The 21,595-nt window shown below is 70.3% G+C and carries 17 protein-coding genes and 1 tRNA gene; 5 read left to right on the forward strand and 13 right to left on the reverse strand.

The window, feature by feature from the left end; all coding sequences use genetic code 11:
* Positions 1-144: 144 nt before the first annotated feature.
* The 3 genes from FHS42_RS06390 to FHS42_RS06400 form a co-directional block, all read right to left on the reverse strand.
* On the reverse strand, positions 145-978 hold the full coding sequence (locus FHS42_RS06390) for an RNA polymerase sigma factor SigF (protein WP_246494345.1): 834 nt from the start codon (positions 976-978) through the stop codon (positions 145-147).
* Positions 979-1,443: 465 nt separating this feature from the next.
* On the reverse strand, positions 1,444-1,737 hold the full coding sequence (locus FHS42_RS06395; RefSeq protein WP_184569558.1) for a Dabb family protein: 294 nt from the start codon (positions 1,735-1,737) through the stop codon (positions 1,444-1,446).
* 69 nt (positions 1,738-1,806) lie between these two features.
* The gene (locus FHS42_RS06400; protein ID WP_184569560.1) at positions 1,807-1,971 is read right to left on the reverse strand and encodes a hypothetical protein; all 165 of its coding nucleotides are present in this window, start codon (positions 1,969-1,971) and stop codon (positions 1,807-1,809) included.
* Between the two features lie 1,149 nt (positions 1,972-3,120).
* Between FHS42_RS06400 and FHS42_RS06405 the strand changes: the two genes are divergently transcribed.
* Positions 3,121-4,590: a hypothetical protein gene (locus FHS42_RS06405; RefSeq protein WP_184569562.1), complete on the forward strand. Its 1,470-nt coding sequence runs from the start codon at positions 3,121-3,123 to the stop codon at positions 4,588-4,590.
* A gap of 9 nt (positions 4,591-4,599) precedes the next feature.
* Here FHS42_RS06405 and FHS42_RS06410 read toward each other — a convergent pair whose 3' ends face one another.
* Positions 4,600-4,914: a DMT family transporter gene (locus FHS42_RS06410; protein ID WP_184569564.1), complete on the reverse strand. Its 315-nt coding sequence runs from the start codon at positions 4,912-4,914 to the stop codon at positions 4,600-4,602.
* A gap of 520 nt (positions 4,915-5,434) precedes the next feature.
* Positions 5,435-7,021 carry a S8 family peptidase gene (locus FHS42_RS06415; RefSeq protein WP_184569566.1) on the reverse strand — a complete coding sequence of 529 codons (1,587 nt, stop codon included), beginning with the start codon at positions 7,019-7,021 and terminating at the stop codon, positions 5,435-5,437.
* 210 nt (positions 7,022-7,231) lie between these two features.
* On the opposite strand from FHS42_RS06415, the gene FHS42_RS06420 reads away from it, so the two are divergent.
* Positions 7,232-10,234, forward strand: coding sequence for an ATP-binding protein (locus FHS42_RS06420; protein WP_184569568.1), 3,003 nt, complete (start codon positions 7,232-7,234; stop codon positions 10,232-10,234).
* Between the two features lie 284 nt (positions 10,235-10,518).
* On the opposite strand, the gene FHS42_RS06425 is transcribed toward FHS42_RS06420, so the two are convergent.
* From FHS42_RS06425 to FHS42_RS06440, 4 genes are all read right to left on the reverse strand, one after another.
* A tRNA-Ser gene (locus FHS42_RS06425) sits at positions 10,519-10,605 on the reverse strand.
* 280 nt (positions 10,606-10,885) lie between these two features.
* Positions 10,886-11,350 (reverse strand): tRNA adenosine(34) deaminase TadA, encoded by a 465-nt coding sequence (gene tadA, locus FHS42_RS06430; RefSeq protein WP_184569570.1) that lies wholly within the window; start codon positions 11,348-11,350, stop codon positions 10,886-10,888.
* Positions 11,351-11,424: 74 nt separating this feature from the next.
* Complete coding sequence (locus FHS42_RS06435) at positions 11,425-11,967, reverse strand: tRNA adenosine deaminase-associated protein (RefSeq protein ID WP_184569572.1); 543 nt, start codon at positions 11,965-11,967, stop codon at positions 11,425-11,427.
* Between the two features lie 434 nt (positions 11,968-12,401).
* On the reverse strand, positions 12,402-12,587 hold the full coding sequence (locus FHS42_RS06440; RefSeq protein WP_221476213.1) for a hypothetical protein: 186 nt from the start codon (positions 12,585-12,587) through the stop codon (positions 12,402-12,404).
* A 159-nt stretch (positions 12,588-12,746) separates the two neighbouring features.
* Between FHS42_RS06440 and upp the strand changes: the two genes are divergently transcribed.
* Positions 12,747-13,382, forward strand: a complete 636-nt coding sequence (gene upp, locus FHS42_RS06445; RefSeq protein ID WP_184569574.1) for a uracil phosphoribosyltransferase — start codon at positions 12,747-12,749, stop codon at positions 13,380-13,382.
* Positions 13,383-13,478: 96 nt separating this feature from the next.
* Here the strand turns inward: upp and FHS42_RS06450 are convergent, their stop codons facing one another.
* The 3 genes from FHS42_RS06450 to FHS42_RS06460 form a co-directional block, all read right to left on the reverse strand.
* A complete protein-coding gene (locus FHS42_RS06450; protein ID WP_246494231.1) occupies positions 13,479-14,114 on the reverse strand; it encodes a LytR C-terminal domain-containing protein in 636 nt (211 codons plus the stop codon).
* Positions 14,115-14,211: 97 nt separating this feature from the next.
* Positions 14,212-14,508: a type II toxin-antitoxin system VapB family antitoxin gene (locus tag FHS42_RS06455; protein ID WP_052855611.1), complete on the reverse strand. Its 297-nt coding sequence runs from the start codon at positions 14,506-14,508 to the stop codon at positions 14,212-14,214.
* A 260-nt stretch (positions 14,509-14,768) separates the two neighbouring features.
* Positions 14,769-15,437 (reverse strand): HhH-GPD-type base excision DNA repair protein, encoded by a 669-nt coding sequence (locus FHS42_RS06460; protein WP_184569576.1) that lies wholly within the window; start codon positions 15,435-15,437, stop codon positions 14,769-14,771.
* 395 nt (positions 15,438-15,832) lie between these two features.
* On the opposite strand from FHS42_RS06460, the gene FHS42_RS06465 reads away from it, so the two are divergent.
* Positions 15,833-16,531: an NAD-dependent epimerase/dehydratase family protein gene (locus tag FHS42_RS06465; protein ID WP_221476119.1), complete on the forward strand. Its 699-nt coding sequence runs from the start codon at positions 15,833-15,835 to the stop codon at positions 16,529-16,531.
* A 31-nt stretch (positions 16,532-16,562) separates the two neighbouring features.
* Here the strand turns inward: FHS42_RS06465 and FHS42_RS38110 are convergent, their stop codons facing one another.
* Positions 16,563-20,255: an AfsR/SARP family transcriptional regulator gene (locus tag FHS42_RS38110; RefSeq protein ID WP_184569584.1), complete on the reverse strand. Its 3,693-nt coding sequence runs from the start codon at positions 20,253-20,255 to the stop codon at positions 16,563-16,565.
* 320 nt (positions 20,256-20,575) lie between these two features.
* Here FHS42_RS38110 and FHS42_RS06475 point away from each other — a divergent pair, with 320 nt between their 5' ends.
* Positions 20,576-21,535 (forward strand): NAD(P)-dependent oxidoreductase, encoded by a 960-nt coding sequence (locus tag FHS42_RS06475; RefSeq protein ID WP_184569586.1) that lies wholly within the window; start codon positions 20,576-20,578, stop codon positions 21,533-21,535.
* The last annotated feature ends 60 nt before the right edge of the window (positions 21,536-21,595 follow it).

The raw sequence follows: 21,595 nt of genomic DNA on the forward strand, positions 1-21,595 counted from the left end.
TGCGTGCAACGCTGCCTCCCCCTGAATACCGGAAGATCGGCTGCGCCAAACGCAGTTCCAGCAGAATGTCACATGTCGTCAACACGCTGTAGCGCCAAGTCGACATTACTGCCTGGGGGGTGATCGTGGGGTCCCCTTTACGGGTTACGACTCGATCCGATTTGCGGAACGTAGTCGAGCAAAGCTTCGCGATAGCAGTCGTGACACGTGCATTTGGGAGACCCCGAGCTCCGCGCTGATCTGCGACTGGGTGAGATTGCTGTAGTAGCGCAGGAGCAGGATGCGCTGCTCGCGCTCCGGTAGTTGGACGAGTAGATGCCGTACGAGATCGCGGTGTTCGACCCCGGCTAAGGCGGGGTCCTCGTATCCGAGCCGGTCGAGTAGCCCGGGCAGCCCGTCGCCTTCCTGGGCGGCCTCAAGGGAGGTCGCGTGGTACGAGCGGCCGGCTTCGATGCAGGCGAGCACCTCGTCCTCGCCGATGCCTAAGCGCTCGGCGATCTCGGCGGTGGTGGGGGTGCGGCCGTGCAACACCGTCAGGTCCTCGGTCGCGCCGCTGACTTGCACCCACAGCTCGTGTAGCCGCCGGGGGACATGGACGGTTCGTACATTGTCTCGGAAGTAACGTTTAATCTCACCGACGACCGTGGGCATAGCGAAGGTCGGGAACTGCACTCCGCGGTGTGGGTCGAACCGGTCAATGGCGTTGATGAGCCCGATCGTGCCGACCTGGATGACGTCCTCTATCGGCTCGTTGCGGCTGCGGAAGCGTGCGGCGGCGTAGCGCACGAGCGGCAGGTTGGCCTCGATCAGCGCGGTCCGTACGCGGGCGTGCTCGGTACTCCCCGGCTCAAGCCCGGACAACTCGGCGAACAGCACCTGGGTGAGCGCCCGCGCGTCGGCGCTCCGCCGCTCGCGCGGCGTGATCGCGGCCTCGGTTGGACCATCGCCCGCCGTCTCGACTGGGTTGCCACCTGCCATCTCGGCTGGGCTGCCACCTGCCGACCCGGCTGGGCCGCCCCTGGCCGACCCGGCTGCTCCTGCCTGGCCGGCACCAGTCTGCATCGTTTCGGACGGGCCGTCATCGGCTCGGTTGGCTGCCGCCGTCTCGGTTGGGCCGTCGTCGGCCCGCGGGGTGGTGGTGGCATCGTCCGCTGGTTCGCCTGCGCGTTCGACCCGTGCTGCGCGTTCGCTGGTGCCGCCCTGGGGTGGCGCTTTGGGTGCAGTACGGGCCGTCACGGTCACGCCACCCTTCAGGTCGTCCCATCCCAATCATCCGGCAAAAGCGGTCATAGCATCACAAGACATGTCCACGGTGTGCAAGCACCGTATAGCTCCGTGTTGATGGGTGAGTTGGGGCGTGGCGCACCCATTCCGACGCCCCGTACAGCCGACAGCCCCCCACCGTGCGGCGGGGGGCTGTCGGCTGCTGTGCGGGCGAGCGGCTCAGAACTCGTAGTCGGCGATCACCCAGGTGGCGAAGGTTCGCCACTGGTCGGCGGCAGCCTGATGGGCCGGGTGTTCGAGGTAGCGCTTCAGCGCGTCCTTATCGGCCACGGCCGAGTTGATGGCGAAGTCGTGCGCGATGGGCCGGTCGGTGATGTTCCAGGCGCACTCCCAGAACTCCAGCTCGGGGACGACCCCCGCCAGCTCCTGGAACGCCTTCGCTCCGGCGATCACGCGCGGCTCATCGCGCGTAACGCCGTCATTCAGTTTGAAAAGGACCAGATGACGTATCACTGGGGGCTGCCCTCCGTCAGACGACATAGGCGCGGCGCGGTGGTGGCGGGCAGCCAGGTCCGCGACCGGTCACTTGACCAGCTCGGTCATGAACTCGCCAATGCCCTTTGCCGCGTCCGAGATGCCCTCGAACCCTACCTGGACGAGGTCGGCGGCCCGGTCCGGTGAGTTGATGATCGTGTACAGCACGAAGACGACGAGTATGTAGGTAGCGATCTTCTTCGCCTGAGCCATCTCGTCCGCCTCCCCTGCGTCACCTGTGAGCTCGCGTGAGTCTATCCACAGCTGTAGGCCGGCCGAGTGACTAGGCCCATCGTTCATGTCCTCTTCAACGGTGTGGGCGATGCGGAGAAGTCCGGCGGAAAGGGTCCGTAGCCGGCGCAGCTGTGCCGGGATCGGCCGGAAGTGTCGCTGTTGACCCCGATGGCGGAATGCGCCGCACGACGGCGTGTCGGGTCGCTGGGGCCGGGTTCGGGTGTGGTGCGGGGTTGTCGGGGTCGGGGCCGCCTGGGTTGGGGTCGGCCGGTCGGCCGACCTGGTCCGCGCGGTGCGGAACGTCAGGCTCCTGCCGCGCTTCGGAGCGTTGATCGCCAAGTCCTCGCGCGTACACGCGCGTTGGTGGTCACATGCTCTGGTCGTTGGGCCCTGTGCCCCGTAGGGTCGTGTGCGTCGTCGGGCCGTACGCACCGATGACCGCAGACCGCTTGCCGCTCGTCGGCTCGCGCCCTGCGGCAGCCTCCGTGCGACCACCGGCCCCGGGCTGGATGCCGCACGGGCCGCGCACCGCTGACCCTGTGCACCGTCCCGCTGCACCTCGTCGGGGCCGGTCCTCACCACGCCGTGCTGTGCCGGCGGTCAGCTCGCCCCGCCCCGGTAGGAGGCTGCCGCTGTGGCCGCGGGTGCCGACCGGCGATGACGGGGCGAACGCACAGCGGCAACGTGGGGGGAATTGCGATGGTGTGGGAACAACGGCACTCGCCGGAGAGAGGGCCTCAGGGAGAGGCCGTGGGCGCTGGCGGCTCCGGGGGCGGTGCCGCGGTGCCGCCCCCCGCACCGCCACCGCCCGCATCGCTCCCGCCCTCGTCGCCCTCGTCGCCCTCGGCGCCGCCCCCCGGGCCGCCGCAGTCCTCTCCGCACGCGTCGCCGCTGCCCCCGCCGCCACAGGCACAGTCACCGGCACCACAGGCACAGCCACCGGCACCCGCACCCGCACCCGCACCACAGGCACCGGCACAGCCACCACAACCGTCGCAGCCCACGCTGCAACTCGGCTCCCTACAGCCACCGGGGCCACCGCAGCCTCCGTATCACTTCGGCGCCCCACCTCCGCCGCCCAACCCGCCCGCACCACCCGTTGCGGCGGACCCCTGGCGGGCCGCCGCGGTGGGGCTGCTCAACCTCAGCGGTCTGGGCGTGGGGTACGCCCTCACGCGGGTCTGGTGGGCGATGGCCCTGTGCTGGGCCGCCACCGGTGGCCTGCTGCTGCTCACCCTGCCTGCCGACCCGGATGGCGTCTCGGGCGGGGTGCTCGTCGGCTATCTCGCCGTCTTGGCCGGCGCGGCGGCCCATGGCGCGTACCTCGGGCTGCGCAGGCGGCTGACCTGGCCGCCGCGCTCGACCGTCGCCGTGCTGCTCGGCGTGGTGCTCCTCGCTGCGCCCGGGGGCGGGTTCGTCGCGTACGACAGCGCACGTGATGAAGCCACCCAGGAGATGCTCCTCGACCGCCTTGAGCGGGCCGACCGCATCGTCGAGACGGCGAACGACCAGCCCTTCAGCCGAGCCGAGTCGGACTACACCAAGGCGCTGGACATCTATGGCGACCTCACCGACGATCACGCGGGCTCCCGGGCCGCCAAGCGCGTTCCGGACCGCTTGCAGACGTATTACGAGACGGTCGGTGCCCCGTACGGCCGCAAGGAGTATTGCGAGGCGATCACGCCGCTGAAGCATCTGCGCACGGTGCCCGCAATTGTCGGCAAGCAGAGCGTGGGGCCGCTGGCCACCTGGCCTGATGACCGGCTGGCCACCTCGCTCTACGAGTGCGGGGTGACCGGACTCGGTCAGTCCGTGTACGCCGCGGAGAAGAACGCGAACCTCAGCGAGCTGCTCACCGAGTTCCCGAAGTCGGAGCAGGCCGCGAAGGTGGAGCCGGCCGTCAGCGCCGCGATCGCCACCGCGGCCGACAATCTGAAGGGCAGCGCCCCCTGCGAGGCCGTCACCACCCTCAACGCCCTCAGCAGCCAGGCCACGGTCCTGGCCAAGGGAGCTACGGGCGGCGCCGGGGGGCTGGGCGAGGCCGCCGGGACGGCGAAGGGGCATGTGCAGTCCGGTACGTACGCGTGCGGCGTTGACCAGTACAAGGACGGCCAGTTCGACTCGGCCATCAAGACCCTGAAGGGCTTCGCCGACACCTACCGGAGCGATAAGAACCGGCCGCGCGCCCAGAAGATCGTCATCGCCGCGGAGATCGCCAAGGAGCTGCCCGCCGCGGGCAAGAACCTGCCCACGACGGCCTCCGGCGGAAGCATCACCGTCACGGTCAAAAACGACAGTCCGAACCCGGTAGATATTCTCTACACGGGCCCCGTCACCGGCAGCTTCTCCCTCAAGGCATGTGACGGCTGCACGACGTACTCCAACCGGGCGGCGGCACGGCGTAGCGCATGCCAGGGCAGCAAGAGCTACCCGCAGCGCACCATCTCGTTGCCCGTTGGCACGTCCTACTTCCTCCATAAGTCCACGGGCGGTAGCTCCAACAGCTCCGGTGCCGACACGGCGAAGATCGAGCCGGGTTACATCTATACGGAGTGCGCGTACGCGGTGAGCCCCTTCGGCCTGGATGTGGCCGACTAGGCGGGTGGGTCAGTGGAGTACCTTCAGGCCTGCGACGCAGCCGACGATGCCGACCAGCAGGAGCAGCTTGGCCAGCGAGACGGATTCGTCGCCGACTGCCATGGCGTACCCGGCGGTTAGTGCGGCACCGACGCCGACCCAGACCGCGTAACCGGTGCCCACGGGCAGGGTGCGCAGCGCGAAGGCGAGGCCCGCCATGCTCAGGAACAGGCCGATGGCGAACACGAGGGACGGTGCCAGCCGGCTGAAGCCTTCGGACTTGCCCAGGGCGGTTGCCCATACGGCTTCGAGCACGCCGGAAACCAATAGCACGATCCAAGCCACCGGGTGCCCCTCTCGCTGTGGTCATCGCATCTGCCAGCGACGGCGACGGGCCGTCGCCCACGGGCCGCGACTGCCCACGGGCCGCAGCCGCCCACGGGCCGCGCCCGTTCGTGGACCGCAGCCGTTCATGGGCCGCTACGAGCCGACCTGGTGATCGCGCGGTGTACGACGGCTCTCGACCGGCGGACCGCTCCGCCTCTGCGGCCACCACGCTATGCGGGGTGTGCTCGGGTGGCGACCGGGTGTGGTGGTACGGGTGAGTGGCTGCCTCTGCCCGGGTCCCAGCCCGCGTCCCGGCCCCCGCCCGAGCCCGCTGGACGAGGGAGCGGTCACGGCCGCCCGCAGCACGAAGCCGGGCCGGGCGCCGCGTGGTCTTGGCACGCGGTGCCCGGCCCGGAGGGGCCTGCGTTCGAAGTTGGGGTTCGGCGCCGGCCCGTTATCCGGTGGACGCTGGGTCGGCGTTCACCGGAGACGAGGGTCCTGGGCGACCGCGGTGGGCCCCCGGGACCGGATGGTGGTGTCAGACGGTGAGCTTCCAGGAGTTGATCCGGCCGGAGTCGTTGGCGGAGACGTCCTGGGCGCGCAGCTTCCAGGTGCCGTTGCGGGCCTCGGCGGAGGCGTTGACGGTGTAGGTGGCGCGGATGTTGTCGGCGGAGTCGTTGTCCGATGAGTTCTTCAGCCGGTACGTGGAGCCATCGGGGGCGACCAGGTCGAGGACGACGTCACCGCGGTAGGTGTGGGTGATGTCCACCGTGACCTGGGTGGTGGCCGATGCCTGCCCGGCGCAATCCGCGATGGTGACCGGGCTGGTCACCGCGGCCGAGTTGTCCGCGATCGTCACCGGGCTGCTGCTGGACGCTGCGGGGCAGGTCGTGGGCTCGGGCTCGGTGCCGCCGGAGTTGGTGTTGAGCAGCTTGTTCGGCGATCCGGGCTTGGCGTCGCCGATGGTGACGGTGGTGGCCTGGGCGACCAGGGCGTCACGCGTCTGCTTGGGCGTGGCGCTGGGGTGGTCGGCCAGGTAGAGGGCTGCCGCGCCGGCGACGTGCGGGGCGGACATGGACGTGCCGCTCATCGTGCGGGTGCCGGTGTCGCTCTGGTGGCTCGTGGAGACGATGTCCGTGCCCGGGGCCCAGATGTCCAGGCAGCTGCCGTAGTTGGAGTCGGAGCGGCGGGCGTCGTCCTTGGTGGTGTTCCCCACGGTGATCGCTTCGGGCACCTTCGCCGGTGACGACTGGCAGGCGTCGCTGTTGAAGTTGTTGCCCGACAGGGACCATGTCACGCCGGAGGCTATGGATTCCTTGATCGCGTTTTCGACGACGGTGTCGGAGTTGCCGAACTGCAAGCTGAAGTTGGCCACGGCGGGCTTGGCGGCGTGCTCGGTGACCCATTCGATGCCGTTGAGGGCCAGCTCCGTTGAGCTGCTGTCGTTGCAGTCCAGGATGCGGACCGAGACGAGTTTGGCTCCCTTGGCCACGCCGTACTTCGTCCCTCCGACCGTCCCGGCCACGTGCGTGCCGTGGCCCAGACAGTCGCTGGCGTTGCTGTCGTTGTCAACGAAGTCGTAGCCGCTCTTGGCCCGACCGCCGAAGTCCTGGTGGCTCATCCGAATGCCGCTGTCAACGATGTAGGCGGTGACATTGCTCGCGGTGGTGTTGTACGTGTACTTGCCGTCGAGGCTCTTGGTCTTTTGGTCGATCCGGTCCAGGCCCCAGGTGGGGTTCGTCTGGGTTTCGGACGAGTGGCCGATCTGGACCGGCGCGACATACTTCACCTGCGGGTCCGCGGCCAGCTTGGCCGCTTCGGCCTCGCTCATCTTGGCAGAGAACCCACGCAGCGCGTGGTTGTACGCGCGGTGCGCCTGGCCTCCGTACTTGCCTGCCAGCTTCTGTGCCGACGTCGTGGACACGGACGCGGCCTTGTCGCTCATGCTGACGATGTAGCGGCCCTTGACCTGGTCCTTGCTCGGCACGGTGAGCAGCTTGCCCGGCGCGGGCGAAGGCTCGGTCTTGGCGGAAGCCGAGGGTGCCCAGCTCGTCGCTGCCGCAGCGAGCGCCATCGTGGCAATGGTGACCAGCAGTCTCTTGCGTCCTGTGGAGTTCTTCTGCACGTCTCTCCTCGGTGGGGGCATGCCGCATGTGGCCGTGGGGATGGGGAGTCCGTTTCAGCTGGCCGCGGAAAAGCGGCGACTGCTGGACATGCAGAACCATGGGCGGCCCGCGCCTGGCGAGCAATGGCCGTATCAATAGGTGCGTATACGCAATAAAGGCCGGTACGGAACTTCCTTGTGCCTCCCGGTGGTGGCGGTTAGGGTCCGCGCATGGCGCCCCCCGCACTCGCCGCTTGCACACGATCGAGCCCCTACATCGGCAGATCATCCGAACTCGACCGGCTGGTCGAGGCCGTGCGGCACCCCCCGGGGACGGTGCTGATCGAAGGCGAAGCCGGAATAGGCAAGTCCCGCCTCATTCGCGAGTTGCTCCGCCATTCGGCAATGGCCGACCAGGTGGTACTGCGCGGGGTATGCCCGCCTATGCGGGAGCCTTTGGCGTACGGGCCGGTTATTGAGGCACTACGCCACGGCAGGGAACGGCTCAATGCCAAGGAACGCCTCAAGGGCACGGAATGGGGCCCGCGCGTGGGGCCCCCGCGGGCGTTTTTGCCCGAACTCTCTGCCGTGTTGTCGGGCCAACGCCGTATATCCCTTGAGCCAGTTGAGCCGGATCAGTCCGCTGAGCCCGATGCGTCTTCACCGCCGGCTCAGGCAACCCGGGCCGATGCGCCCCTGCGGCCGGCTCAGGCCGCTGAGGCCGACGCGCTCGCCCTGCCGGCTCAGGTCGCGCCGGCTGTTCAGCGGCACGAGCTGTTCCCCGCGTTTCGTGCACTGCTGGCCGCACACGGCCCCGCCGTGCTGGTCATCGAAGACGTGCACTGGGCCGACAGCGAGACGTGGGACCTATTGCTCTATCTTTGTGCCGATCCGCCACCCGAGATGGTTCTCGTGTTGACGTGCCGCAGGCCCTGCGGCGCGCTGCCGGCGCATTACTCGGCCCTCAACGTCAGCACCCGTATGCGCCTGGCGCCGTTGGACGCTCCGCAGGTGGGCCGGCTCGCAGCGCACGTTCTCGGCGTACCGCAGGTGCCGCAGGACTTCGCGGCCACGCTCCACCTCCACACCGGTGGCATTCCGCTGTGGGTCGAAGAGGCCATGCGCGATGTGCCCGCACCGGAGTCGGCGACGCTCCAGCCAGCGCTGCTCGCTGACCTGCCGGCACCTCCTGGGCTGCACGACGCCATGCGTGAGCTGCTCGCTTCGGCGGGGCGGGCGGCGAGTGCCGCGATACGCGCGGCGGCGATACTCGGCGAGCCTGCGACGGAGCAGGACCTGGGGGCGGTGGCCGGTCTGCCGGCACGGCGCACCGGGGCCGCCGTCACCCGCGCCGTCGAAATTGGGGCACTGTACGAGGTTGGCCCAGGACGCTATGGGATGCGGCATTTCCTTGCGGCGCAAGCCGTCCGGGAGACGACGCCAGGTCCTCAGCGATGGCGGCTGCACGCCCGCGCCGCCGAACTGCTGGCCACGAAGAGTGACCGTAAACCGGACCGGCTCGCCCACCACTACCGCCAGAGCGGCAACCTGGCCGCGTGGGTTCAACACACCTTGGCCGCGGTGGAGCAGAAATTGGCGACCGCCGATGCGACGGCCGCCATTGCCCTCCTGGAAAGAGTGTTGGCCGACACCGAGCTACCCGATTCCGCTCACGACCTGTTCGTCGTTCGGCTCAGTCGTGCGGTCCTCAACGGCATCACCCCCGCCGAGACCATCGACCGGCTACGCGCAGCACTGCACCACGACCGGCTGTCCCCGGCAGCCCGCGGAGAGGTACACCTCAACTTGGGGCGCTGGCTGATCAATCAGGCCGGTCAGCTGGAAGCAGGCCAAAGCGAGATCGAAGCCGCCGTGACAGAGCTGCGGGAACAACCGGAGCTTGCGGCACGCGGCATGGCGGCCCTGGCTCTCCCCAGCCTCGGAACGGGACCAGTCGAGACGCACCTGCACTGGTTGCGGCAGGCCGAGGCCGCGTTGGGCGACAGCGTGGACGCGGAGACCATCGCAGCGGTCCTCACGAACCGTCTTTCCGTACGCATGCAAACAGCAGACCCCAAGGTATGGGAGGACATTGCCGAGTTGGCGCAGATCCTCCCCTCGAAACCGCAACTGGCACGGGCCTATTTCAATCTCGCTGATGCCGCGACATGGAATGGGCACTACGGCCGCGCCTATGTCTTTCTCATGGAGGGCAAACGGCTGACCTCCGAGAACGAGGGAGAATTCCTGTCGATGCTGGGCGATGGAACCTCGCTACGGCTCGATGCGGCCAGCGGCCAATGGGCTCATCTCTCGCGTGCCGCCGACCGGGTCATAGCACTTGCCGGTGACATGGAATTCCTGGCCGCGGACGCCTGGCTCGCCACAGGTTGGCTCTCCCTGTGGCAAGGGGCCCGGGCGGCTGCCGCGCACCACTTCGATACGGCGCTGAGGACCGCACCGCACAATGTGCCCGTCGTAGCCTCCGCACGTGCGGGCCGGACCGCGATGCTGCTGGCACAAGGGCGCACCGCGGCGGCCTGCCATGAGGCAGACCTCGCGATCGAGTGCCTGCGTGACAAGGGGAATTGGGTGTGGGCGGCAGAACTGGTTCCGGTAGGGATTCGGGTGCTGGCGCGGTGTGGCCGGATGGCTGACGCCGTAGAACTCCTCCAGCAATTCGAGGACGGCCTCACGGGCAAGGACGCCCCGCTGGCCACAGCCGCCGTCGATGCGGGCCACGGCGCATTGGCGCTGGCACGCGGATCAGCTTCCACGGCTGCCGCACATTACGTCCAAGCAGCTCTGCACTACCGGCAATTGCCCCACCCCGCCGAGGCTGCCAGAGCACACGAGTCCGCCGCCCACTGCTTCTCCCATACGGGCGAACACGAGGCAGCGGCCAACCAGTTCACCGCCGCCCTCGCCCTGTACGCCATGCTTGGCACCATTCATGACGTTGCTCGTTGCCAACGCCATGTGCGCTCTTACGAGGGCGCCGGAAAACGCGGAAGAAAAGGATACGGGCAAGAACTCTCGCCCAGGGAACGAGAAGTAGCGATGCTGGCGGGCCAGGGAATGACGAACCACCAGATAGCGGAAATGCTCGTGCTGTCCCCACGCACGGTCGAACAACATGTCGCGCGTGCCCTACGAAAACTCAACCTCAACTCGCGTACGGCCTTTGCCGACCAACTCCCCGAACCCAGACACGCCGGGCGCACGCTGCGCTGACGGGGCCCTCGACGAAAACGCGGGGGCCACACTGAGGCAGTGGGACACCGACGCCGCAACGGGGTGTTGCCGGGAGACTGGCGTAGGGACTTCTCGATGGGCGTTTTCGGTGGCGGCTGCTAATGGGCCGAAGTCGCGTACGCCGGTGGATGCAGCGTGGCGGGCGCCGAGGCAGGCGACCCCGCGGACGCACCAGAAGAGACCAGCTGAGCCCACACCTGAGACCAGGAACGACGTAGGGCCCGACTCACGCGCGTCGGGCCCTACGTTCGTCCTGCTCAGAGCGGTAGCGGTGGGATTTGAACCCACGGAGAGGTTGCCCCCTCACACGCTTTCGAGGCGTGCTCCTTCGGCCGCTCGGACACGCTACCGAGAGAAAGCTTAGCGGACGGTGGGCCGTGCCTCGAAATCGGTTCCGGGGCGAGCGGGGAAAAGGTCGATTGGGTGGAGTTTACGGGCGTGAGCTGAGCCACCGCTTGCGACGACAGGGCCGCCACCACGACAGGGTCGCCACCACGACAAGGCCGCCACCACGCAGGGCCCGTCCCCGCAGCCGCCCCGCCCCGCTGCGGCCCGCACCCGACCCGCACCCTCTGCCCGTGGTTGCGGGGGGAGGCGTCTTCGAGCCAGTTCGGCGGCCGTCGAAGAAGGTCAGCGGTCGCGGAAGAAGTGGGTGAGCAGGCTGGCGCACTCGTCGGCCAGTACGCCGTGGATGACCTCGGGGCGGTGGTTGAGGCGACGATCGCGTACGACGTCCCACAGGGAGCCCACGGCGCCCGCCTTCTCGTCCACAGCTCCGTAGACGACCCGATCCAGGCGGGACAGCACGATCGCGCCCGCACACATCGTGCACGGCTCCAGGGTGACGATCAGCGTGCAGTCCGACAGACGCCACTCGCCGAGCTGGGCCGCGGCCTGGCGGATGGCCAGGATTTCGGCGTGTGCCGTGGGGTCGGCGGTTGCCTCGCGCTCGTTGCGGCCCCGGCCGATTACGGAGCCGTCCGGGCCGAGTACGAGGGCGCCGACCGGGACGTCATCGGTCTCCGGGGCTCGTACCGCTTCCTCCAGGGCATGCCGCATCGGCCCGAGCCAGGGGTCGCGTAGGGGGTCAGTCATGGCACCAGTGTGCGGCCGTCCCGCCGCCGGGCGGGCGGCGGGACGGGCCGGCGGGCGAGCGGGTTCGTCAACCGTCAGCGCACCGCCTCCAGGACCTCCCCGCAGCCGAGGACATCCGCGATCTCGCTGAGTGCGTCCTCGTTGAGCGCACGCAGCTCCTTGGCGCCGATGCCGAGGTCGGCGAGCACCTCCGGGTCACCCAGGGGGCCGGGCTGGACGATCTCGTCGGCGGTGTCGGAGGCGTCCTCGTCGTCGGAGTCGGGCTCGCCGTCCTCCGTCCCGTCGAGATCGACCAGCCGGTCCAGATCGTCTTCCGCGTCGTGCTCGGTCAACTCGTCGGTGAGCATCACACCGTACGAGCTGCGGGCGGCTGCCGCCGCATCCGAGATATAGATGCGCGGGTCCTCCTCCCCGTCCACTCGGACGAGGCCGAACCACGCATCTTCCTGCTCGATGTAGGCGAGCACCGTGTCCTCATCGACCGCGGCCCCCCGGGCCAGTTCGGTCAGATCAGACAGGGTCTCCACATCATCGAGCTCTGTGTCGCTCGCTTCCCACCCGTCTTCGGTGCGCGCGAGCAGTGCGGCGAAGTACACCGTGACTCTCCCACTGGTCATAGGCGTGCCGGGACAGACGGGGCTATGCCCCGCCACTCGGAATCGTGGCAGAAACCAGCGCGGCGCGAAGGGTCTTCCGTACTGCGTCGGGTGACTGTCCGCGGTGTTGTCACTGAAGGGTCATCCACGGAAGCACTGGGTTATCCGTACGTACGTTTGGTGATGCGCCGCTCACGGAGCGCGCGCTCTTGCGGTGCGCGCCTCCTGCTCAGCCGGGGTGTGTGCGGCCTGCCTCGCCCGCGTTGGGCCTTCCCTCGGGGCTGGGTCGGCCGGCCCGGCCCGCGCTCCGACATGCGCATCGTCCGGGCGTTTGTCGGTGACCAAACGCGTCCCGCGCGGGCGGTGTGTCGCGCCCCTCGCGCCCCCTCGTGCTCCTTGCGTCTCGCGGTGGATGGTGGCGGCCGGCGCCGCGGAGGGGGGAAAGCCCGTTATCGCTACCAGCGGAATGTGCGCATCCGCATGGCCTGGCGCATGCGGGCCGCGCGGGCGCGGCGAGGTTGTACTCGGTCCCGAAGCTCCCGCGCCTCGTGCAGTTCGCGGAGGAACTGGGCGCGCCGACGACGGCGGTCAACTTCGGGCTCCCGCGTTGGCTCGTCGCCGAGTTCGTCTTGGTCGGACATGACACACCACCTCGGGGGAGAGGCTCGGGCCCGGGTGGCAGGCCGAGCATACGTGCCCACTTTCCCCCGGAACGGTGGGTTGATGCCACCGCGGCGACAGACTGCTGACGGTTGTCCGCGGTGCCGTCACTCTGCGCGTACTCGGTTACTGTCGATGCCATGCGTATCCACGTCGTCGATCACCCGCTGGTCGCGCACAAGCTCACCACGTTGCGCGATCAGCGCACCGACAGCCCGACCTTCCGGCGCCTCGCCGACGAGTTGGTCACCCTGCTCGCGTACGAGGCGACTCGCGATGTGCGCACCGAACAGGTGGACATTCAGACCCCGGTCACCACGACGACGGGCGTGCGGCTTTCCCACCCGCGCCCGCTGGTGGTGCCGATCCTGCGGGCCGGTCTCGGCATGCTCGACGGCATGGTGCGGCTGCTGCCCACGGCCGAGGTCGGCTTCTTGGGGATGGTCCGTAATGAGGAGACGCTCCAGGCATCGACGTACGCCTCCCGGATGCCCGAGGACCTCTCCGGCCGCCAGGTGTACGTCCTGGACCCGATGTTGGCCACCGGCGGCACGCTCGTCGCGGCGATCAACGAGTTGATGCTGCGTGGCGCTGACGATGTGACGGCGCTGTGCCTGCTGGCGGCGCCGGAGGGCGTCGAGGTGATGGAGCGCGAGTTGGCGGGCTCCCCGGTGACGGTGGTGACCGCTTCCGTGGATGAGCGGCTGGACTCGCGCGGCTACATCGTCCCGGGTCTCGGCGACGCGGGCGACCGGATGTACGGCACGGCGGGCTGACCGCCCCGTACGGGGTGCGCGGGGCTGATGGCTGCGTACCGGGTGTGCGGCTGGAGGGTCGGCGGCTCGCGGGCGGGTGGTGTGCGGCGAAGCGGGTCAGCAGCTCGCTGACGGGCGTGGGGCGGGGTGGGTCAGCGCGGTGAGCGCGCGATCGGCGTCCCGTTTCACCGTCAGCTGTCGGTAGCCGTCGCCAATGATGAAGTCGATGTCGCGCCCCTTGCGGGCGTCGGTCTTCGTCTGCGCACCGGCGAGCTGGGTGCCGAGCACGTCGATGCGGGCGTCGGCGACTGCCTTGGGGCCGACCAGTATTCCGGTGCCCTTGACCTTCTTGTCGTACGCGGCTGGGGCATTGCCGACCTTCCCCACCCGGAAGCCGCGCTTACGCAACTCGTCGGCGGTCTCCTTCGCGAGGCCGCTGCGGGTCGTGGCGTTGTAGACGTTGACCGTGATGGTGGCCGGTTTCGGCACCGGCACCGAGGGGCCCGCCTGCCCCGACTGGCTCACGGGCTGGCAGTCGCGCTTGTCCGGCGAGGCGTGCGCCGTACTGCCGCCGCCTCCGGCGAACACGTCGATGAGCTGCAAGATGCCCCAGCCAACCAGGCCGAGCGCGAGGGCGGAGCCGACGACGGCGAGCACGAGCCGATGGTGGTTCTTGCGGGGACGCATACGCGGATAGCGAGCGCCCGTGATGCGGTTCTTCCCGCCCATGCCGGGAGGCGTCAGCATGCTCATGGCCGCAGCGTAGTGCGGGTGGCCGCTCATGCCTACTAAATGATCAACCGTTCGGGTGCCGCCCAACCCGTTCGGCCCAGCCCCTGGTGCGGTCGGCTCAGCCCATTTCAAGTACGCGGGCGTGCAGCACCTGTCGCTGCTGTAGCGCCGCACGCACCGCGCGGTGCAGACCGTCCTCCAGGTAGAGGTCGCCCTGCCACTTCACGACGTGGGCGAACAGGTCGCCATAGAACGTCGAGTCCTCCGCGAGCAGCGTCTCCAGATCGAGTTGCTGCTTGGTGGTGACGAGCTGGTCAAGACGTACCGGGCGTGGGGCCACATCCGCCCACTGGCGGGTGCTTTCCCGGCCGTGGTCGGGGTACGGCCGCCCGTTTCCGATGCGCTTGAAGATCACACGGAAAGCCTACCGGGCTCGCGGCACCCGGCGCAGCCATGAGGCGAGAGTAAGGAGGCGACAAAGGGCTGTATATCGGGAACGAGGTGCGACTGGGCGCGCCAGGTTCGACGCTTGCGCCGACTGGAGACACTGCCCCACGACCGCGATCGGCCGATGTCACGCCCCCGTACGCCTCCCCTGCGCCCGCAGATGTGCCCGGTGCGCCCTCGTACGCCCCTACGCCCTGACGTCTCCGCGCTGCCCGGCCCTTGCGCCCCTCATCGTTGGCCGCGCCCCGTGTCGGCGCTCTTGCCGCCGCTCCTACCGCCCTGCGGCGGCGTCGCAGCGCCCGCCGAGTCCTGCTGCGCTGCCGCGGCGCGGGCCGCCTGTTTGGCGCCCTGCTTGTACGCGCGGACCTGGGCCAGTGTCTCGGGGCCGGTGATGTCGGCGGCCGAACGGTGTGAGCCCTCCTCGCCGTACACCCCGGCCGCCTCTCGCCAGCCGGTGGGCCGCACGCCGAGTTGCTTGCCGAGCAGGGCCAGAAAGATCTGCGACTTCTGCTTGCCGAAGCCGGGCAGGTCGTTGAGCCGTCGCAGCACCTCCGGGCCGTCGTCGCAGTCGCGCCACAGGGCGGCCGGGTCGCCGCCGTAGTGCTCGACCAGGTACGCGCACAGCTGCTGGACTCGCTTGGCCATGGAGCCTGGGTAGCGGTGCACGGCGGGCTTGGTGGAGAGCAGCTCGGCGAATGCCTCCGGGTCGTAAGCCGCGATGTCCTGTGCGTCGAGGTCGTCGGTGCCCATGCGCTGGGCGATGGTGTGTGGGCCGGCGAAGGCCCATTCCATCGGGACCTGCTGATCGAGCAGCATCCCGATCAGGGTGGCCAGCGGGCTACGGCTGAGGGTTGCGTCGGCGGCTGGGTCCTGGGCGATTCGGATGCTGTGGTTCATGGCTGGTCGGGGCGCCGGGGCCGGGCGGCGTGGGCCGGCGTGCCCCGTCCTCCTCTCCTGCCGGGCGGGTCCGTTGGCCCATCTTTTCCCGTGCCCCACCCCTTCGCGACCGCAGCCCATGGGGTGAGTCGCGGCCTGGCCCATGGGGTGGTGGTGGCCTGGCGACGGCGGCGTGTCTTGGCCGCCGCAGGCCGACCGGCGGTGCAGTCGGTGGTGGCTGGTGGCCGGTGGTGGCCGGTGGTGGCCGGTGGTGGCCGGTGGTGGTGATGATGCGGGTCGGGAGAGTGGGCGCGTGTTGGGGCGTGGGCTGGGAGGGTGCGCGCCGGGGCGCGTCTTGGAGATGGCGCGCTGGGGCGCGGTCGGGGGAAGATCGGTTGCGTGTGCGCCTGGCTCCGATGACGGGACGGCTTGTGGTGAAGGTAGTGATCTTCGGCGCGACGGGGATGGTCGGCCAGGGCGTGCTGCGCCAGTGCCTGCTCGATGAGCGGGTGGAGAGCGTCCTCGTGGTGGGCCGGACGGCGCTGGGCCTGCGGCATCCCAAGCTCAGCGAGGTCATCCACGGGAATTTCACCGACTTCTCGGCCATCGGTGACGCTCTCACCGGCCTCGACGCCTGCTTTTGGTGCCTTGGCATCTCGGCGAGCGGCCAGCGTGAGGCGGACTACCGGCGGGTGACGTACGACTACACGCTCGCCGCCGCGCGTGAGCTCGCCGCACGCAACCGGGGGCTCACGTTCACCTACGTATCGGGCGAGGGCACCGACGGGAGTGGGCGGGCCCGGTCCAGGTGGGCGCGAGTGAAGGGGCGCACGGAAAACGCGCTGCTGGCGATGGACTTCTTCGCGTACATGTTCCGGCCGAACTACATCCACCCGGTGCACGGCGAACGGTCCAAAACCCCCCTGTACCGGGCGGCGTACGCGGCCGTCTCCTGGCTCTACCCGGTGCTGCGGCGGGTGGCACCGGGGCAGGTGACCACCACGGAGCGGCTGGGACAGGCAATGATCACCGTGGTCGGGATGCGGGGCGGTGGCGAACGGGTGCTGCGCAGCCGGGAGATCAACCGGATCGCGGGTGGCGCGGGCGTGGACTGAGGCGGTAAGGCGGGGTGAGGCCGGCGGGCGGCTACGTGGGCTCAGGCATGCAGGCCGTTGCGCGTACGGCGTCCGCTGGACAGAGGCGGGCGCCCTGGCCAAAGGCCGCGGTGAAGGCAGCCTCGCCCAGCGCTTCGTGGGCGGCGGCCGTGATGCGGTCCACATCGCCGCGTTCGGGGGGCGGCAGCGGGGCGCCCACGGAGTCCCTGGCCGCGGCGGCGGAGCCGAGCAACAGGGCCGCCTGCTCGGGCCGCCCCGCCAGCGCCAGCGCCCCGGCGAGCCCCTCCAACGCCAAGGCCAACGCGCGCGGGTCACCGAGGCCGTGCGCGATGGCGTACCCCTCCCGATGCCGCGCCAGGGCCGTGGCCGCGTCGCCGCGCAGCTCCGCCACAAAGCCCAACTCGGCCAGTACGAGGCTGCCGCCGGGGCCGTAGTCCGATGCGCGAAACCAGTCGAGCAAGCCCGTGAGATGCCGTTCGGCCGCCTCGTAGTCCCCCTCGGCGCGGGCCCCGAGCGCCAACCCGATCTCCGCACTGGCCTGGCCAGCTCGGGAGTTTTGCGCGCGCGCCAACTGGAGGGCGCGTTCGTGGTGAGCGCGGGCGCGCGCCGTATCGCCGGTCAGCAGGGCGATGCGGCCAAGGCCCGTCAGCCGTCGGGCCACTTCCGTCCACAGGGCCAGCTCCTCCGCGACGGCGAGGCCATCGCGGTGCAACTGGGCCGCGCGTGCGTAGTCGCCGGTGATCTCGGCCAGCGAGGCGAGCGGGAGGACGGTCTGCGCCTGGCCCCAGCGGTCGCCCAACTCGCGGAAGAGGCGCGCGCTCAACTCGCCGTCGTGGCGCACCGCGTCGAGGTCACCACGTGCCATCGCGTGCCGGGCGCGCACGCTCAACGCCGCGGCCGTTCCCCACGCGTCACCCAACGCGCGAAACCCGGCAAGGGCCCGGTCAACCAACTCCTCACCGGTCGCCACGTCCCCGGCCCCCAACTGGGCCGAGCCCAGCAGCCACAGGGCGGTGCTGTGGCCGTGCGGGTCGTCGAGAGCGTCGTAGTTGCGCAGGGCCGCCCGGATGCGGGCCACGTCGGGGTCATCGGTCGGGTAGGCGGTGTCGGTGCTGGAGCGAGCATCGGTGCTGGAGTGAGCGTAGGTGCTGGAGTGGGTGTCGGAGTCGGTGGTTGGGGCCGTGGGGGTGGTCGATCCCGTGGTGAGGGAGATGGAGGTCTGCCAGGCCAGCGCGAGGGCGCGGGGTGGCGTGGGGAGGGGCGGTCGCGGCCCGGTGGTCAAAGCCGACGCCAACGCTCGGCCCGCCTCGGCGAGCCGTCCGCGTACTACCCAGTACCAGGCCAGCGCGTTCGCCATGTGGAGCGCACGGTCCTCGGCGCCGCTGCGTACCGCGTGGTCGAGCGACCGGCGCAGGTTCGCGCCCTCCGTGTCGATGCGCTCCAACCAGCGCCGCTGCCCGGGGCCGCGCAACTGGGGCGCGGCCTGGTCCGCGAGTCGGGCGTAGTACCGGCTGTGCCGCTCTCGTACGGCGTCGAGTTCGCCCGCCGCGCGCAACTGCTCCGAGCTGTACGCACAGACCGATTCGAGGAGCCGATACCGCGGGCCCTCCAGGCCGTCATCCAGCACGAGCAGCGAACGGTCCACGAGGCGCGCGAGCAGGTCCAATATGTGCGCGGAGGCGAGGGCGTTCGGCGTGCCGCTTGGTGTGTCCGGACCCGCACACACCGCCTCGGCCGCCTCGGGGGTGCAGCCGCCCGCGAAGACGGTCAGCCGGCGCAGGAGGACGCGTTCGGGCTCGGTGAGCAGCTCCCAACTCCAGTCGATCATCGCGCGCAGGGTGCGATGGCGGGCAGGTGCGTCGCGGAAGCCGCCGGAGAGCAGGGTGAGCCGGTCGTCGAGCCGGGCGGCCAGGCCGTGTACGCCCAAGGTCCGTACGCGGGCAGCCGCCAGCTCAAGCGCAAGCGGAATGCCGTCGAGGTGACGGCAGATCGATGCGACGGCCGGGGCGTTCTCCGCAGTGAGCGCGAAACGGGGGGCGGTCGCGGCGCGGGCCATGAAAAGCCGGATGGCGCTGGATGCCCACAGGGCGTCGAGGTCCCGATCCGCCGATGGGTCGGGCGGCGCCAACGGAGGTACGGTCCACACGCGTTCCCCCGCGAGGGCGAGCGGCTCCTGACTGGTGGCCAGCACGCGTAGCCCCGGCACGGTGCGGACCAGGGTTTCCACGACGCCCGCAACCGGCTCCACCAGGTGCTCGCAGTTGTCCAGCACGAGCAGCAATTGCTTGCCGCGTAGCGCGTCGGACACCCGGTCGATGAGGCGGGGCCCGGATGGTGGGTCGGGGGCGTGCGCGGGGGGCGCCGAAGCGTGGGAGGGGGTGTGGGCAGGGGGATGGGGGGTGTCGTCCCGGATGGCCAGTACCTTCATCACCCGCTCGATCACCGCGCACACCTCCGTGTCGCGGGGGGCGTACGGCGTGGTGGTGGGGGCGGCGGGGCTGGTGGCGGTGGAACTGGGGCTGGGGCTGGGGGTGGGAGTGGGGGGCGCGGCGTCGAGCGTGGCCAGTTCTACGAGCCATACGCCGTCGCGGAAGCGGCCCGACAGCACCTCGCCGGGTGCCCCACGCCGCCCGGAATCCGCCGCCGGCTCCCCTTCCTGGAGCCGCGTCGCGATGGCGAGAGCCAGCCGCGTCTTGCCTACGCCGCCGGGCCCCGTGAGCGTGACCAGGCGGGAGGCTGCGAGCAGTTCGCCGATCGCGGTGACGGCCTCGTCGCGGCCGATGAGCTCGGTGACTGGAGCGGGCAGGTTGCCGGGTGTGAGCGTGGGTGCGGGTGCGGGCGTGAATGTGGGTGCGGGTGCTGCGGGTGCTGCGGGTGCGGGTGCTGTGGGCGTGGCGGTGGGCGCGGTGGGTGCCGTGTGCGGCTGCGCTGGCCGACGTCCGAGCGGGGTCGCCAACGGAGCGTCTAGCGCCGGGTCCTGGCGCAGCATTGCCTGGTGTAGAGCGACCAGTTCGGGGCTGGGGGCCAGGCCCAGTTCATCGGTGAGGCGGCGACGCAGAGCGGCATAGCCGTCCAGGGCCTCGCTCTGCCGCCCGGCCAGGTACAGGGCGCGTAGCTGGGTGGCCCGTAGCCGTTCCCGTAGCGGATACCGCTCGACCAGGGCGCCGAGCTCGCCGGTCAGCGCGCCGTGTTCGCCCAGTGTGAGGCGGGCCTCGGCGCGCTCCTCCCATGCGGTCAGCCGGTCCTCGTCGAGCCGGGTGATGGCCGCGCGGGCGAACGGCCGATCCGCGACATCCGCGAACGCCTCGCCGCGCCACAGCCCCAGCGCCTCGCTGAGCAGTTGTTCCCTGGCGCGGGCGTCGGCGGCCGTACGGGCCTGGCCGAGCAGCGCGGTGAAGCGGTACGCGTCAACGGGCGCGGCTCCGCGCTCGCCGAGCCGCAGCGCGTAGCCCGCGGGGCCCGATGCCACCACGTCCCTGCCGCCTGCTTCGGCCGTCGCCAGCGCGCGGCGTAGCTGGGAGACCTTGCCCTGGAGCGCGTTGGCGGGGTGGTCGGGGAGTTCGCCGGTGTCCCACAGGTCATCGACGAGTCGGTCCACGGACACCGGGCGCCCCGGGTCCACGAGGAGCCGGGCGAGCAGCGCTCTGACCTTCGCCCCCGGAATCCGTACGGGATCGCCGGCCGCCGTCCACACGGCGAGCGGACCCAGCACCCCGAATCGCATGGAGGTCACGATAGCCCGACCGCCTCGACCAGCCCGAACGCCCGTTCCTGCCAGTTCGGCCGGGCGTCAGTAGCCCCGCACAGCGGGCCGCGCCGGCGGCGTGGCCAGCGATCGGTTCCCTTGGTGGTGCGGCGAGCCCCGGCGGCCCATCGACAGCGAATCGACAGCCGACCGGCAGCCCTCGCCTCCAGAGTGATCGTCAACAGCCAGCCAGCCAGCCAGACGGCCAGGCGGCCAGCCAGCTAGGCAGCGCACGGAAGCGGGCGGCGTCCACCGCGTACGACCGTGCGTCCACGCACAGACCGACAGGAGACCGCACCATGTCCACCTCGCACCAGTACGAGCCCCAGCAGCACCAGCACGAGAACCAGCACCAGCAGCGCATCACCGTCATCGGGCTTGGCAACCTCGGCCGGGCCCTGGCCGGCGCTTTTCTCGATGCCGGGTACCGGGTGACCGTCTGGAACCGGTCCGCCGCCAAGGCCGAGCCGCTCGTGGCGAAGGGGGCGCGGCGCGCAGAGACGGTTGCCGACGCAGTAGCGGCGGGCGACCTGGTGATCGTCTGCGTACTCGACTACGACGCGGTAAGGGAGCTACTCGCCCCGGCAGCCGACGCCCTGGCGGGCCGGGTCCTCGTCAACGTCACCTCCGGCATCCCCGAGCAGGTCCGCGAGCTGGCCGGCTGGGTGTCGGCACAGGGCGCCTCCTACCTGGACGGGGCCGTGTACGCGGTGCCGCAGACCGTTGGCACCCCCAGCGCGTTCGTCTTCTACAGCGGTTCGTCCGCAGCCTTCGACGCACACCGGGAGCGGCTTGAACTCCTCGGCAGCGCCCTGTTCACCGGGCCGCAACCGGACACCGCCGCGGTCTACGACACGGCGGTGCTGAGCGGGATGTACGGGATGTTCGCGGGCTTCTTCCACGCGGTGGCGCTCGGTGGCGCGAACGGCATCAAGGCGGCGGACATCACCGCGCCGCTGGTCCGCTGGCTACACGAGGCCGCCGCCGCGCTGCCCGGCTTCGCGGACGAGATCGACTCTGGCGACTACACCACCGAGACGTCCAACCTCGACATCAACGCGGGCGGCCTCCGAGCCATCCTGACCGCCACCCGCGCCCAGGGCGTGCCCACGGACCTGCTTGCGCCGCTCCAGGCCCTGTTCGACGAGCAGATCACCCAGGGGCACGGTACGCAGAGCTTGGCCCGGACGGTCGAGTCGCTACGCGAGCGCGGGCCGCTGCGCGAGCGCGACGGCGCGGCGGAGACCGCGGGGAGCTAGTTGGGGCCGTTCGCCTGTCGCCCGCTGTCCACAGTCTGCTGTCCACGGCCTGCTGTCCAC

Origin of the sequence: Streptomyces zagrosensis (genome assembly GCF_014203645.1) — a bacterium.
Lineage (GTDB): Bacteria > Actinomycetota > Actinomycetes > Streptomycetales > Streptomycetaceae > Streptomyces > Streptomyces zagrosensis.

Bases quoted from the DNA above. Each gene is read 5' to 3' on its own strand.
- FHS42_RS06390 (WP_246494345.1), bottom strand. From the start codon at position 978: ATGGCAGGTGGCAACCCAGTCGAGACGGCGGGCGATGGTCCAACCGAG.
- FHS42_RS06400 (WP_184569560.1), bottom strand. From the start codon at position 1,971: ATGGCTCAGGCGAAGAAGATCGCTACCTACATACTCGTCGTCTTCGTG.
- FHS42_RS06420 (WP_184569568.1), top strand. From the start codon at position 7,232: ATGGCGCCCCCCGCACTCGCCGCTTGCACACGATCGAGCCCCTACATC.
- tadA (WP_184569570.1), bottom strand. From the start codon at position 11,350: ATGACTGACCCCCTACGCGACCCCTGGCTCGGGCCGATGCGGCATGCC.
- FHS42_RS06435 (WP_184569572.1), bottom strand. From the start codon at position 11,967: ATGACCAGTGGGAGAGTCACGGTGTACTTCGCCGCACTGCTCGCGCGC.
- FHS42_RS06440 (WP_221476213.1), bottom strand. From the start codon at position 12,587: ATGTCCGACCAAGACGAACTCGGCGACGAGCCAACGCGGGAGCCCGAA.
- upp (WP_184569574.1), top strand. From the start codon at position 12,747: ATGCGTATCCACGTCGTCGATCACCCGCTGGTCGCGCACAAGCTCACC.
- FHS42_RS06450 (WP_246494231.1), bottom strand. From the start codon at position 14,114: ATGAGCATGCTGACGCCTCCCGGCATGGGCGGGAAGAACCGCATCACG.
- FHS42_RS06460 (WP_184569576.1), bottom strand. From the start codon at position 15,437: ATGAACCACAGCATCCGAATCGCCCAGGACCCAGCCGCCGACGCAACC.
- FHS42_RS06465 (WP_221476119.1), top strand. From the start codon at position 15,833: ATGACGGGACGGCTTGTGGTGAAGGTAGTGATCTTCGGCGCGACGGGG.
- FHS42_RS38110 (WP_184569584.1), bottom strand. From the start codon at position 20,255: ATGCGATTCGGGGTGCTGGGTCCGCTCGCCGTGTGGACGGCGGCCGGC.
- FHS42_RS06475 (WP_184569586.1), top strand. From the start codon at position 20,576: ATGTCCACCTCGCACCAGTACGAGCCCCAGCAGCACCAGCACGAGAAC.